Origin of the sequence: Pandoraea cepalis (assembly GCF_902459625.1) — a bacterium.
Classification (GTDB): domain Bacteria; phylum Pseudomonadota; class Gammaproteobacteria; order Burkholderiales; family Burkholderiaceae; genus Pandoraea; species Pandoraea cepalis.
Genome location: NZ_CABPRY010000001.1, coordinates 310,115 through 324,323, shown reverse-complemented (window position 1 = coordinate 324,323; position 14,209 = coordinate 310,115). Strand labels below are relative to the sequence as shown.

Annotated in this window: 13 protein-coding genes, 1 tRNA gene and 1 pseudogene; all 15 read right to left on the bottom strand. The window is 64.8% G+C overall.

Annotated elements, in window-relative coordinates; all coding sequences use genetic code 11:
* Positions 1-61: 61 nt before the first annotated feature.
* The 15 genes and pseudogenes from PCE31107_RS01385 to def all read right to left on the bottom strand — a co-directional run bounded on the left by PCE31107_RS01385 (position 62) and on the right by def (position 14,006).
* Positions 62-775, bottom strand: coding sequence for a tetratricopeptide repeat protein (locus PCE31107_RS01385; protein ID WP_150606032.1), 714 nt, complete (start codon positions 773-775; stop codon positions 62-64).
* 171 nt (positions 776-946) lie between these two features.
* Positions 947-1,369: a DsrE family protein gene (locus tag PCE31107_RS01380; protein WP_130024529.1), complete on the bottom strand. Its 423-nt coding sequence runs from the start codon at positions 1,367-1,369 to the stop codon at positions 947-949.
* Positions 1,370-1,407: 38 nt separating this feature from the next.
* Complete coding sequence (locus PCE31107_RS01375) at positions 1,408-1,794, bottom strand: hypothetical protein (protein WP_150606030.1); 387 nt, start codon at positions 1,792-1,794, stop codon at positions 1,408-1,410.
* Positions 1,795-1,974: 180 nt separating this feature from the next.
* Positions 1,975-2,415 (bottom strand): 6-carboxytetrahydropterin synthase QueD, encoded by a 441-nt coding sequence (queD, locus tag PCE31107_RS01370; RefSeq protein WP_425494706.1) that lies wholly within the window; start codon positions 2,413-2,415, stop codon positions 1,975-1,977.
* A 12-nt stretch (positions 2,416-2,427) separates the two neighbouring features.
* The gene (gene queE / locus PCE31107_RS01365) at positions 2,428-3,063 is read right to left on the bottom strand and encodes a 7-carboxy-7-deazaguanine synthase (RefSeq protein WP_150606028.1); all 636 of its coding nucleotides are present in this window, start codon (positions 3,061-3,063) and stop codon (positions 2,428-2,430) included.
* 22 nt (positions 3,064-3,085) lie between these two features.
* Complete coding sequence (gene queC / locus PCE31107_RS01360) at positions 3,086-3,823, bottom strand: 7-cyano-7-deazaguanine synthase QueC (protein ID WP_150606026.1); 738 nt, start codon at positions 3,821-3,823, stop codon at positions 3,086-3,088.
* Between the two features lie 210 nt (positions 3,824-4,033).
* Positions 4,034-4,109, bottom strand: a tRNA-Phe gene (locus tag PCE31107_RS01355).
* 104 nt (positions 4,110-4,213) lie between these two features.
* On the bottom strand, positions 4,214-4,954 hold the full coding sequence (locus PCE31107_RS01350) for a response regulator (protein ID WP_150606024.1): 741 nt from the start codon (positions 4,952-4,954) through the stop codon (positions 4,214-4,216).
* Entirely contained in the window at positions 4,955-7,246 is a 2,292-nt protein-coding gene (locus PCE31107_RS01345; protein WP_281352549.1) for a sensor histidine kinase, read from the bottom strand.
* Between the two features lie 199 nt (positions 7,247-7,445).
* Positions 7,446-8,039 (bottom strand): annotated as a pseudogene (locus PCE31107_RS01340) (DUF4390 domain-containing protein); the annotation flags it as partial.
* Complete coding sequence (gene rsmB / locus PCE31107_RS01335) at positions 8,036-9,349, bottom strand: 16S rRNA (cytosine(967)-C(5))-methyltransferase RsmB (protein ID WP_150606020.1); 1,314 nt, start codon at positions 9,347-9,349, stop codon at positions 8,036-8,038. The pseudogene PCE31107_RS01340 and the gene rsmB, both read right to left, overlap by 4 nt.
* 172 nt (positions 9,350-9,521) lie before the next feature.
* Positions 9,522-10,382 (bottom strand): zinc metalloprotease HtpX, encoded by an 861-nt coding sequence (gene htpX / locus PCE31107_RS01330; RefSeq protein WP_130024522.1) that lies wholly within the window; start codon positions 10,380-10,382, stop codon positions 9,522-9,524.
* 211 nt (positions 10,383-10,593) lie between these two features.
* Entirely contained in the window at positions 10,594-11,577 is a 984-nt protein-coding gene (fmt, locus tag PCE31107_RS01325) for a methionyl-tRNA formyltransferase (protein WP_130024521.1), read from the bottom strand.
* A gap of 30 nt (positions 11,578-11,607) precedes the next feature.
* Positions 11,608-13,356, bottom strand: coding sequence for an ArnT family glycosyltransferase (locus PCE31107_RS01320; protein ID WP_150606018.1), 1,749 nt, complete (start codon positions 13,354-13,356; stop codon positions 11,608-11,610).
* A gap of 146 nt (positions 13,357-13,502) precedes the next feature.
* Entirely contained in the window at positions 13,503-14,006 is a 504-nt protein-coding gene (gene def / locus PCE31107_RS01315; RefSeq protein WP_130024517.1) for a peptide deformylase, read from the bottom strand.
* Positions 14,007-14,209: the final 203 nt, after the last annotated feature.

Here is a 14,209-nt window from a genome sequence, read left to right as displayed (position 1 = left end):
GCAGGAGCAGGGGCATCACTCTGCGCCCTGCCGTTTTTTTTGCCTGTGCGAACCCCGGCGGCTAACGGGCCGGCACAGGGGACAGGGCGGGCGCGGGCCCCCGATTCATCGCATCGAGCTTGCCTTGGGCGGCCACGTCGCCCTGGGCGGCGGCCTTTTCGTACCATAGACGCGCACGTCCGAGATCCGGCGTCACGACGCCATAGCCCCGCTCGTAGTAGCTCGCCACGATGTACTGCGACGGCAGATCGCCCCCGCGTGCGGCTTTCTCGTACCAACCAAACGCCGTCTTGTAATCCTTGGGCACGCCGCGCCCGATGAAATACTCGTTGGCGATGGCCGCCTGCGCCTGCACATGGCCCTGCTTTGCCGCCTTTTCGTACCAGAGATTGGCCTGGGGAATCGATTTGCCGACGACGTAGCCGTCGTCGAACATCTTGCCGTAGACGTACTGTGCCTGGGTCATGCCTGCGTTCGCGGCGCGCTCGAGCCACTGCACGGCGCCGCTCGGATCGGGCGTGCCGCCCTCGCCGTTGAGCAGCATCATGGCGTAGTCGAATTGGGCAAGACGATTGCCCTGCTCGGCCGCCCGGCGAAACTCGCCGAGTGCCTGCGACTGCTGGCCCGCCTCATAGTGCTGCACGGCCTGATCGGTCAGCCCCTGGGCCGGGGCTTGCGCGGCGGCTACCGCATAAGGAATCGGCTGGCAGGCCGCTCCCACCAACGTGGCGGCAAGACCGCTGAGCAGCCGGCGCATGGTGTAAGACGTCGACATCGCGAACCTCCTGAGACTGGCTTTGGACGTATTGTGCGCCAAATGGAAAAGACGCGCCGGGGTCGCATGCCGGCGCCGGTTTCGCCGTCGCCTTGACCATCGAGATCGCGTTGGCCAATGCAAAAGCCCCGGCATCGCGCCAGGGCTTGGATCGGAGGCAAGACGTCCGACTTATGGCTTGATGTACGCGTAACCCTTCTGCTGCAAGCGCGTGATTTCCACGACACCGGACGGCGTGAAGTCCGCGTCGAGCACAAACTGGTCCTTCTTCAGGTTGCGCTGCTTCATCGTGATTTCACACACCTCGAACTTGACGCCGCGCGCATGCAACGCCGCGATCAGCGGCCCGACGGTCGCGGCATCCTTGTAACTTTCCATCAGGAAGTCGACCCCCTTCGCGTGCGCGACGACCACGATGTCGGTATCCGGTACCGTGTCGAGCTGGTTGCGAACGTTGCGCAAAGCGGCCAGCGCCTGTTGCTCGGCGTCGTTGATGTGATACACGACCTTGTCGCGCGCGAATGCCTGTGTGGCAGGCACGGCGAATGCCGCGAACAGGAATGCGGCCAGCAAGCCGCGCAGCAGCGTCTTCATTTGCGGAGTCTCCTATTGGTTACGTGGTGTCAGCCGCATCATAGCGCGTTGGCCCGCCCCAGGGCATCGCTCGGGCCCGGCGCGCCGGGCGTCACATCCCGCACCGAATACGGCGGCGGCGCCTCCCATGCCGCGTCGGTCTGCGTCGCGGCGTCGGAACATACCCCCCGTTGCTCTCGCGCCGGCACGGGCAACCGCGCATGGCCTGTGGGTGCCGAACTCACAAAATGCGCGCGGAAATCGCCATGATCGAGCGGCGGTGCGCTTGGCTGCCGCTGCGGGAGAACGGCAGCCACCGGGCGATTCGCCACCTGGTCCAGGGAATGCAGATTGCCGTGTGAATCTCGTCGCCGCATCGCGACAAGCCGCACGACGGTCTGCACGTTCTGCGCAATGACGTCGCTGCCCGCTGAAATTTTTGCCATGCCAACTCCTGAAATGAAAAAACCCGCCAGACTCAAGATCTGGCGGGTTGGCACTTTCGGTCAGGTGGCCACCGTCCGCCGTCGAATTTGCCGGCGGGAGTGTCGAATTCGTGGCGGCGTGGGCGTCATCCCAGCGACGGGACGCGGCATCAACGATGACCGCACAAGCGTCGAAGCGTATTACGCCGTGACTTCCGACCAGCAGTTCGGCGTTTCGTACAAACGCAGGCGCACCAAGCGCAAGTCGCGGCCGTAATGCGCGTCAAAGACGTGGCTCAGCGTCTCGAAGGCCGTCGCCGCCAGATTCTCGACAGTCGGCACCCGGTCGAAGACCACCGTCTTGTGGTCGGGCATCGTCTCGAGAAAATTGCGCACGGCCGTGTCGCCCTCATAAACGAGGAACGCGTGGTCCCACACCGACACGAGATGCTCGTTGGCCAGCGCCTTCACGTCGGCGAAGTCCATCACCATGCCATTGTCGGATGCACCGCTCTCGCGGCTCACTTCGCCCGCGAGCGTGATCTCGAGCACATAACGATGCCCGTGCAGATTGCGGCACTGGCTTCGGTGGTCGGGAATGCGGTGGCCCGCATCGAATTCGAGTTTCCGGGTAATCGTAATCACGGCAACGGCTCAGGGAATATTCAGGTATTTGTGCGTCTGCATCGACAACGACCAGCGCGGATGCGCTTTGCAATAGTCGATCGCCAACTTCGTATTGGTGTCGCGCAGCGGTCCGTCCATCGGCTGGAGGTAGAAGTACTGGAAATCTAGCGCTTCGTACTCAGCCAGACGTTGGCGATCTTGCGGCACCACAACTTTCAGCTCATCGCCGCGCGTGACGATCAGCTCGGCATCGGCTTTCGGGCTCACGCACACCCAGTCGATCCCCTCGGGGATCGCTTGCGTGCCGTTGGTCTCCACCGCGATGCGAAAGCCCTCGGCGTGCAGCGCGTCGATGAGCGGCGCGTCGAGCTGCAGCAGCGGCTCACCGCCCGTGCACACGACGAACCGGTGGGCGCGGTCGCCCGCCGGCCACAACGCCACGATCTGCGCGACGAGATCGGCCGGCGTACGGTACTTGCCGCCATTCTCGCCGTCGGTGCCGATGAAGTCAGTGTCGCAGAACTGGCAGACGGCGTCCGCGCGGTCCTCTTCGCGGCCGGTCCACAGGTTGCATCCTGCAAACCGGCAGAACACCGCCGGACGTCCGGCGTTGGCCCCCTCGCCCTGCAAGGTGTAGAAGATTTCCTTTACCGCGTACGTCATGATGCTCTCGATTCTCCCAGGATCAGACCGCGCCGCGATCCTGATCGTGACCGCGTGCGCGCCACTGCTCGAAACCGCGCTGGCGCAACTGGCAGGCCGGACATTCGCCGCATCCGTAACCCCACGCATGCAGCACGCTGCGCTCGCCCAGATAGCACGTGTGCGTATCTTCGCGCACGGTCTCGACCAGCGCGTCGCCGCCCAGATCCTGCGCCATCTGCCACGTGTCGGCCTTGTCGATCCACATCAGCGGCGTCTCGACGATAAAGCGCTGGTCCATGCCCAGATTGAGCGCGACCTGCAGCGCCTTCATGGTGTCGTCGCGGCAATCGGGGTAGCCCGAAAAATCCGTCTCGCACATGCCGCCGACCAGCACGCGCAAACCGCGTCGATACGCAATGGTCGCACCAATCGTCAGGAACAGCAGATTCCGGCCCGGCACGAAGGTATTCGGCAGATGATTCGCGGCCATCGCGATCGTGGTCTCACGCGTGAGCGACGTCTCGCTGATCTGGCCCAGGATCGACAGGTCGATCATGTGGTCGTCGCCCAGACGCGGCGCCCACTGCGGAAAACGCCCGCGCAGCTTGGCCAGCACATCGGTGCGGCACTCCAGCTCCACGCGGTGGCGCTGGCCGTAATCGAAGCCCAGCGTCTCGACGCGCGCATAGCGCGACAGCGCCCACGCGAGGCAGGTAGTCGAATCCTGTCCACCGGAGAACAGGACCAGAGCGGAATCAGTGCTTGTCGTCATGATCATGCGCTAGCAGTATCGCCCTCGCCGTCAGGACGACGGGGGCCGGGGCACGCGCTTGCGGCCGCCCCTCGGGCAGCCCGCGTGCGGGATAGGTCACGCGATTGTGAACCGCGACGCCCGGCATGGCTATCGTCAGGGCGTGATACCCATCATCGGGCAGCGTTTTCGTTCAAACGCAAAAAGGGCTTGCGATGTACGCAAGCCCTTCGAATTTGGTGGCCTGGGTCGGAATCGAACCAACGACACGCGGATTTTCAATCCGCTGCTCTACCAACTGAGCTACCGGGCCAAGAGAAAGCGATTATAGAGACTGCCGACGCTTCGCGCAAGCCCTTCGTTGAAAAATCCGCTGGAAAGCGGCGTCGCGGCGCACTCGGGCGCGCCGCACCTCCGTCATGTCTTGCTCTTCGTGAGTTCCACGCCCAGTTGCTTGAGCTTGCGATACAGGTGCGTGCGCTCCAGGCCCGTTTTCTCGGCCACGCGCGTCATGCTGCCGTGCTCCTTGGCCAGATGGTAGGCGAAGTAGGCACGCTCGAACGCATCGCGCGCCTCGCGCAACGGAACGTCGAACGAGATGTCGCCCGACATGCCCACCACCGCCCCCGCGACACCGCCATCGAGATCGTGTGCGCCGAGCGGCGCGTGATGCACCGCCGAGCCGTTCAGGCCCCCGCCGACGTGGCGCGGTTCGCTCTCGCCGAAGACGCCCGCGTCAGGCGCATCGTCGTCCGCGGCAAACGCGCTGGGCGCGGCGCCGGACGGATCGCGTTTGCCGCGCGCGAGCCCCTGCTCCACCGCCTGCAACAGTTTCTGCAGGGCAATGGGCTTTTCGAGGAAATTGAGGGCACCGATCTTGGTCGCCTCGACGGCGGTATCGATCGTGGCGTGGCCCGACATCATGATCACGGGCATCGTCAACAACTGCTGCGCCGCCCATTCCTTGAGCAAGGTTACGCCGTCGGTATCGGGCATCCAGATATCGAGCAGCACGAGATCGGGCGTGTGCGCGGCGCGAAAGGCGCGCGCTTCCTGCGCGTTCTCCGCGACCTCCACGACATGCCCCTCGTCGCTCAGAATCTCGGAGAGCAGCTCCCGGATCCCCATTTCGTCATCCACCACCAAAATGGTTGCCATTTACGCTACCTTCGTGTGTTCTGCCGGCTTGTTGCGCGACAGTTCCTGGTCGTCAGCCAATTGAGTAAACAAGATCGAAATCTGTGCGCCTGCGCTGCCTTCGCCCTCGGGTAATGGCCGGTTGCGAATGTCGATGCGCGCCTGATGCTCGTCGATGATTTTCTTGACCATCGCCAGTCCGAGCCCGGTGCCCTTCGACTTCGTGGTCACGTAGGGCTCGAATGCGCGGGTCAGAATGCGCGCCGGGAACCCCGGCCCGTTGTCCGTGATCGTCAAGCGCACTGCCGTGCGTTTCGGTTCGCCGGGATGCACATCCGTTCCTGCGTATTCTACTGTCTTCGTTTCCACCGTGATAAGCGGCTTTTCGGTTGCGCTGACGGCATCTTGAGCATTCTGCAGCAGATTATGAATAACTTGGCGCAATTGCGTTGAGTCGCCGCGTATCGCCGGCAGGTCCGCGTCCAGATTCGGACGAATCGCGCCGCGCCCTTCATCCACCCCGTATAACGTCAGCACCTCGCCGATCAACTCGTTGAGTTGCAGCGAATGCATGATCGCCGGCGGCAGTCGCGCGTAGTCGCGGAAATCGTCGACCATGCGCTTCATGGCCGCCACCTGGTTGACGATGGTCGTCGCGCCCCGGCGCAACACCTCGGCATCGGCCGGCGGCAACTTGTCGGACAATTTCATTTGCAGCCGCTCGGCGGAGAGCTGGATCGGTGTGAGCGGGTTCTTGATCTCGTGTGCCAGGCGCCGCGCCACCTCGGCCCACGCGACCGAACGCTGCGCCGAAATCACATCGCTGATATCGTCGAACACCACGACGTAGCCACCGCCCGCACGCGTCGGCACGCCCGCCACCGCGACCATCGGCTCAGGCAAATGCGAACCGCGCACGAGCAGCGTCACGGCATCGGTCTCGCCCGGCAGCGTCAGACCGATCTGCTGCTGCCAGTGCCCGCCCGGGCCGAGATCGGCGTTCGCATCGCGATCGGCGAACGCGCGACGCAGCGTCTCACCAAACTCCACCAACGCCGGAATATGCGCAGGCGAGCGGTTCAGCTCACCCTGCAAGCTCTGCTTGAAGATGCGTTCGGCGCCGGCATTGGCCGTCGTCAGGCGGAAGTCGCGATCGAAAACGAATACGCCGGCCGTGAGGCTCGACAGAATACTCTCCAAGTGCGCCTTCGAGCTTTCAAGCGCCAGCCGATTGCGCTCGACCGTGGCGCGCGCGTCGGACAACTGACGCGTCATGGCATTGAACGCCTGCGTCAGGAAGCCCAGTTCGTCGTTGGTGCGCATTTCCCCTTTCGGGGACAAATCGCCTGCCGCGACTTCCTGCGTGCCGCGTGCCAGCAGGAAGAGCGGCCGCGCGAGCTGGTTGCCGAGTGCCAGCGCGAGCATCATCGCCACGAACGTGGCGAGGAACAGCGACAGCGTCAACGTGCCGATATACATCTTGCGCAGGCCCGTGCGGCCCAGCGCCTTTTCCTGGTATTCGCGATAGGCGCTCTGCACCGCCTCGGCGTTCTGCGCAAGATTGGCCGGCACCAGTTGGGTGACTTGCAGGAAACGCTCTTCGTCTTGCAATGACGACGTGTACCCGGACGGAATGCGGATCACCACGCGCCAGCGCAATTGATCTCGTGCCTGATGCTTGTCGTAGCCCTCGCTGCCGCCTTCGATGGCCGTATAGCCGCGCGATTGCGTGCGCGCCTGACGCAACATGAGCGGCGTCGGCAAATCCGGCACCAGCGCATTGAAGCTGCCAGACGCCGACGCGAGCACACGCCCGTTGCCGTCGACGATGGTGGCGTCTTGCAGGCCGAACTGGTCACGCATGCGCAGCAGCGCGAGCGTTCCCCCCTTGTCGCCGCTCGACGCGAGGTTGTCGGCCACGAGTTGCGCCTTGGCGCTGAGGTCCGACAGACCGTTGTTGAGGATGGCGCGTCCGAGTTCGAGTCCGGAGTCGAGCGCCGTCTCGACGCGCACGTCGAACCACGACTCGATGCTGCGCGAGACGAACTGCAGCGACACCAGATAGATGATGCCGCCCGGCAGCACCCCCACCAGCGCGAAGAAGATGGCCAGCTTGGCGAGAAGTCGCGTGCCGAAGCGGCGCTCGCGCAGCCGCGCAAGAATGATCCAGACGAGCGCACCGACGATGAAGACGAAGATGATCGCCACCGCGATGTTCGCGGTGTAGAGCAGTGAATAGTAGCGATCGAAGAATTCGGTATTGGCCGATGCCAGCGCAAGCAGGCCGAAGAGCCCGATGGCGACGAGCGCCATCGTGACGATAAGTGTGCGAATGACGATGCGCTTGAGCAGGCCGCCGCCGTTATTTGACACGGGCGACTCCGGGCGGCAGCGCCGCGCTGAAGGCAAGTGGCAAATGGCCCCTCAGACGGAACGCATGATTCGCGGGGTCGAGCGCCGTGCTTGTCGCCACGGACGGGAGCGCCGGGACGCTGGCCGCCGCCGACGATGGCGCGGGCGAGAACATGAAGCGCGCCCAGTCGGAGCTGAGATTCCAGTCGCGATTGTTGACGGCGTCGATCTGGAACGGCTTGGGCATCAGCGCATTGTCGAGCCGCATGCGTACCGAGGCCTGATATTGCGTGCCCGGTTTGACGACGCCCTTCTCGATGACGCGCCAACCGCTTACATTGCGCACGAGTGCGAGCGCCTCGCGCAACGAGCCGAAGCCAAGCTGCAATCCGCTGTTGCTGCTGTTGCCGCTATTGCTGGAGACGCGATACTGACGCGTGAGCGGCTGGAACCACAACCGCACGCTCTGCGACGTGGTCACGACCTTCTCGTCGAACCAGTACCAGCGCGAGCGAGTGAGTTCGAAGTCGGTTGTGAAATAGAGTGAGATACCGCGATTGACCGCGTCCTCCAGGCTGCTGTTGAGCTCGAAGGCAAAGCGCGCGTCGAGCAACCAGCCGCCCTCGGACGGCTCAAGCCGCGCTTCGCGCACCTGGATGTCATTTTCGGCACGCGCGGGCGCAGCGAAGCCGAGCGCAAAAACGCACAGCAGCAGCGGCAGCAAACTGGCCAGTAGCCGTTGGGAAAAGGTCACCGTTTCTGGAAGCGAGCGTAATAGAAGCCGTCGTGGGCGCCGCCAGGGGTCATCAGCAATTGCCCGGGAGCGTCCAATCGTACCGCATCTGTGCGAATACGTTCAAACCATTGCGCTTGCTGCTCATTTTCCGCCGGGAAGATCGAGCACGTTGCATAGATCAACTCGCCCCCCACGGCCAACGTGTCCCAGAGCGCCAACAAAATGCGCCGCTGCTCTTCGACCAGGGCCGCAATGTCGGCCCGGCGACGCAGCCAGCGAATATCCGGATGACGCCGCACGATGCCGGACGCCGAACACGGCACGTCCGCCAGAATGCGATCGAACGGCACGCCGTCCCAGCCACCGCCGGACCACTTCGACGGCGTGCCGGCGTCGCCGATGCGCACGTCCGCACTGAGTCCCAGACGCTCCAGGTTTTCGTAGATACGCGGCACGCGCAGGCGATCCGACTCGAGCGCCGTGACCTGCACGTCGGCCATTTCCAGCAAATGGCCGGTCTTGCCCCCGGGGGCCGCGCACGCGTCCAGCACCTTCATGCCGGCACGCGAAGACTCGCCCAGCACGAGCGGCGCGGCCAGTTGTGCGCCGGCGTCCTGCACCGACACCCATCCGTCGGCAAACCCCGGCAGACGGTCCACCGGCACCGCTTGCGCGAGCCGCAACGCGACCGGACCGATGATCTCGGCATCCATGCCCGCCGCCGCAAGACTTGCCTGCATGGCGGCCACACTGACGCGACGTGTGTTCACGCGCAGCGTCATCGGCCCGCGGCTGTCGCCGGCGGCAAGCAACGTCTCCCATTGATCGGGATAGCCTGCGCGCACGGTGTCGATCCACCACGCGGGGTAGTTCCAGCGGGCTTCGGGCTGCTTCGCGATCTCGGCCATCAGGCGCTCGCGCTCGCGCAGGAAGCGACGCAGTACGGCGTTGGCCAACCCCTTCGCGGCGACGGTGCGACGCTGCACGGCAATCGCCTCCACGGCCTGGTCGACGACCGTAAATTCGGTGTACGCAGCATCCTCGGCGGCGTCTTGCAGCAACGCCAATGCGCACAGCAGGATGTCGCGCACGCGCGCTTGCAGTGCGGGCTTGACGAGCAAGGCGAGCAACGCGCGGCTGCTTCCCAGCCGGCGCACGGCGCGGTAAGCGAGATCCTGTGCGGCGGCCCGCACGGTCGGTGCGCATTGCGTGGTGGCCTGGGCCAGCGCTTGCGGCAATGCGGTGCCCTTCTGGACGGATTCGAGGGCCTGCGCGGCGCGCTGCAGCGCATAGGCCAGGGATTCGGTGGGCAGACTCGATTGCGGCATGGGCTTTCTACAAACGAACATGCCCGCGCGACGGCGGGCATGGGAGATATCGGACGGCTGTCTGGCCACAGAATAGCAGACTGACGCCCCGCCTGACGGTGGCGTGCGCGCCGCCGGGCGAGGCCGTGGCGAGCGAGGTCAGTCCTCACTCGCGTGCGCGCGGCACGCCCGGTCAGGCCGGATACTGCCCGGTGCGCGCCATCTCCATCAGCCGGGCGACACGCTCTTCGGTCGCCGGGTGTGTCGAGAACAGATTCGCGATCGCGCCGCCGGACAGCGGGTTCATGATCATCATCTGCGCCGTGGCCGGATGCTGCTCGGCCGCCTCGAACGGAATACCCTGCGCATAACGATGAATCTTGTCGAGCGCCATCGCCAGCGACTGCGGGTCGCCGGAGATTTCCGCGCCGCCGCGGTCCGCCTCGAATTCACGCGCCCGCGAAATCGCCATCTGGATCAACGAGGCGGCCAACGGCGCGAGAATCGCCACGGCAATGCTCGCGATCGGATTGGCGGGACGGCCGTTCTCGTCGCGCCCACCGAAGAACATGGCGAAGTTGGCGAGCGCCGAAATCGCACCGGCCATCGTGGCGGAAATCGTCGAAATGAGAATGTCGCGATGCTTCACGTGCGCCAGCTCATGCGCCATCACGCCGCGCAGCTCTCGATCGGAGAGCACACGCAAAATGCCGGTCGTGGCCGCCACGGCGGCGTGTTCCGGACTGCGGCCGGTCGCGAACGCGTTGGGCGCGTCCTCGTTGATCAGGTAGACCTTCGGCATTGGCAGCCCGGCGCGCTGCGACAACTCGCGCACCATGTTGTAAAACTGCGGTGCGCTCGTCTCGTCGACTTGCTGCGCGTTGTACATGCGCAGCACCATCTTGTCCGAGAACCAGTACGAAAAGAAATTCATCGCCAGCGCGAACGCCAGCGCGAGCATCATGCCCTGCCTGCCGCCGATCATGCCGCCCACCACCATGAACAACGCGGTGATGGCCGCCATCAGCAGGGTGGTCTTCATCCAATTGAACATGGTGTTCTCCTCTGCAAATCTTGATGACCCGAGGAAACCACGCACTTTGCGTGTCCTCGGGCGTTAGATGGTGCCGGTCGTCAAAAATTCAACGGCAGCGGCGTTCGCATCGATACTTTTCAGACGTTCGCTGGAATTTCCCGCCGATTCCGTGACGTTTTACGACTTTTCCGTACGGTTTCAATGACCAGAACGGTCGATTCGGTGCATATTACTGCGCCGGCGGGTGGCCTGCCGCGAAAACGTCGCCGGGCGCCAGTGCGAACCCCGCGAGGAATTCACGTACCGGCAGACGTTTGCCGCCCGGCTTCTGGCACTCGGTCACCTGAAGCGCGCCCGCGCCGCACGCGACGACGATTGCGTCGGCGCTCACGTCGAGAACGGTGCCGGGGGCAGCCCCCGGATTGCCCGCCACGGCGCACGCGCGCCACAGCTTGACCGGGGTGTCGTGCACTGTGCCGAGCGCCCCCGGGAAAGGATCGAACGCCCGGACCTGGCGCGCCAGTCCCTCGGCGGGTTTGCGCCAGTCGAGCACCGCTTCCTGCTTGGCGATCTTTTCCGCGTAGGTCACCCCGGTCTCGGGCTGGGCAACACTCGGCAGATGCCCGTCGCGCGCGAGCTGACGCAAGGCGTCGACGATCAACTTGCCGCCAAGCGCCGCCATGCGGTCGTGCAGCGTCGCCGTGGTGTCGTCCGGCCGGATGGGCTCGGCCTCGCGCAGAATCATCGCGCCGGTGTCGAGGCCGGCGTCCATCTGCATGATAGTGATGCCGGTCTCGGCGTCGCCCGCCTCGATGGCACGATGAATCGGTGCCGCACCGCGCCAGCGCGGCAACAGCGAGCCGTGGATGTTCAGGCACCCGTATCGAGGCAGATCGAGCACTTCCTGCGGCAGGATCAAGCCGTAAGCGGCCACGACCATGACATCGGGTGCCAGCGCACGCAGTTGTTCAATGGCTGCCGCGGCTTCCTCCGCAAACTTGCCGTTACGGCGCAGCGACGACGGCTGCGACACCGGCATGCCATGCGTCTGGGCGTACCGTTTGACCGGACTGGCGTGCAGCTTCATGCCGCGACCGGCCGGACGATCCGGCTGAGTGAGCACCAACTCGACAGGGAAGTCAGCGGCGTCGATGGCGGCAAGCGCGGTTTGTGCGAATTCCGGCGTACCGGCGAAGACGATGCGAAGCGTCATGACGAACTTCCTTGTGCTGAACGCGATAACTTACTTGACGGTGCCGGCGGCGGACGCGGCCACCGCGGTCGAAGGCGCCACGAAGGCGCGGAAGCGCTCATTGGTATCGCCTGCACGGCCGCCCTGCCAGATCTCGCGCCAGCCGTCCGGCGCGGGGATGCGCGCATTGGCCTTGTCGAGCACCAGCAACACGTCGCAGCGCGACGCATCTGCCAGATCCGGAAGCTGTACCGGACGCACGTCGATGAAATAGTCGAGCATGGCGCGCTCCGACTCGCCAACGTTGAACGACCCGACGCATCGGGTCGCCAATGGCGTGCCATGTGGCGCCGCATGGGCAAGCGACTCACGCAGTCCGTCGAACGGCGTGCGGTAGCTGCGCGCCTCGTTGATCCAGGGCAGCAACAGCGTGGAAAGCGTTCCCCAGACGAACATCAGCCCGGCGAAACCGAAGACCAGGGCACCGAGCCGACGGCGGTGCACGATGGCACTCACCCACAACGCGGCGACGACAACCGCCGCGAGCACCAGTCCCGGCGAGAACGGCAGCACGTAATCGAGGGGCAGCCACTTGCCGATCGGGCCCGCGGCGACGTGCCCGTTCCCGGTCAGTTGCAGCCCCCAACGCACCCAGAGGAACAGTCCCAGCGCACTCATGAGCACGAGCGCCACGCCCGACCACGCCTTCTCGAGCCACGTCGGCAAGCGTGCGTTCGCACCCAGCACCGCGATAGCCGGAAAGAGCGGCAGCATATAGATGTCGCGAATGGCCGACGACGCGACGAGTGTCGCCACGAACAAGCCGGCGTACAGCCAGAGCATGGCCTGCTCCGGAAAATCGATCACGTACCGCCGTAACCCGCCGCCCTGTCGCAGTTGCGCGATCAGCGCGCCAAGCGCGAGCCAGCCCGCCGGGAAGGTCAGCCCGATCAGGCTCGCGAAATCGCTCCCATAGGTCGTGCGTTCTCCGCCGAGATGGACAAAGCCGAAGAACCGGCCGAAGTTGTTATCCCAGAACCACTCAATGAAAAGCGGCTCGGAGGCATGCCAGAACAACGCAGGCCAGATGACCAGCCACGGCAGCGACGCCAGCACCGCCCAGCCGAGCGCGCCCGCATAGCGGCGCGTGCGATACGCCGGCACGGCGAGCACGACCAGTGCGGTGAGACCCAGCACACCGGGCACCAGCAGGCCCTTGCTCAGAAAGGCAATTCCGGCGCCCGTGCCGAACAAGAGTCCCCACAAGCGCGACGAGTTCTCTGCCTTGGCCAGACGGGCCAGCGCCGCCAGCGCGAGCGCGGCGCCTGCAAGTTGCGGCACATCCGCCGTCAGTTTGTGAATGTTCTCGATGGCCCCGAAGCTGCCGACCATGAGCATGGGCGCGAGCCAGTTGAACGTGTCTGTATTGTGCGTATCCGCAGGGCCGTAGAGGCGTTGCGCCAGCCGGCCGACACAGATCACCGCAATGACCAGCCAGGCGAGCACCGCGAGCTGGGCCGCATCGAAGACCGGCAGCACACCGGACGCCAGCCGAGCGAAGAACGCCCCGGTCCAGTACATCACGGGGGGCTTCTCCACGAACGGATCGGCGGCCACGTGCGGCACGACCAGATCGTGGCCGCGAAAGAAGTTGAGCACCATGCCGACGGAATACGGCTCGTCGGCTTTCCAGGGGTCGCGGTCGAACAGGCCCGCCAGCAGGAAGGCAAACAGGAGCGCGGCGCTCAGCCAGTAGATCGTGCGGGTGCGGGAAGACGACGAAGCGATGGCGATGGACATCTCGGCAAACAGTCGGGAGTTGGCCCGACGGCGGACGTTCGATGACGCCCCGTCGCAGCGGCAGAAAGCGGACACACGCGCCCGCGAGCGCTGCAAGTATAGAGGACTTTACCGGCCACGCCCACGCTGGGCGCCGCCGGAGGGGTTCAGGCGCGTTCGACCTGTTTTTTCATCTTTTGCTTGATACGGTTGCGCTTGAGCGGCGAGAGATACTCGACGAACACGCGGCCCTTGAGGTGATCCATCTCGTGCTGGACGCACACGGCGAGCAGGCCGTCGGCGTCGAGTTCGAACGCCTCACCCTGCTCGTTCAGGGCGCGCACGCGCACGCGGTCGGCGCGCTCGACTTCGTCGTAGATGCCGGGCACCGAGAGGCAGCCCTCTTCATAAACCTTCTGTTCGTCGCTGCGCCAGACGATCTCGGGATTGATGAACACGCGCAATTCGTCGCGCGTTTCCGAGAGATCCATCACGATGACTTGCTCGTGCACGTCGATCTGCGTGGCCGCGAGGCCAATGCCGGGGGCGTCGTACATGGTCTCGGCCATGTCCTTGACGAGCTTGCGGATCCGATCGTCGACCTTGGCAACCGGCTTGGCCACCTTGTGCAGACGCGGATCGGGATATTGAAGAATTGTCAGTAATGCCATGATGAAAACGGGAATTCGCCGCATTGCCCTGCGAGTGGCCGTGAACGCACAATCCTGTGATGGCAGCTGCGTCGCGATGTTCGCGCCGCAGGGGATATCCGCCTTGGCCCCCCGGTCAATGCTTACCGGATGATGAAAAATTTTAGCATAGCGCCCCTCTCGACGCTGGCGGCGGGTCACGCGCGACCCGCCCGAGCCTCTTG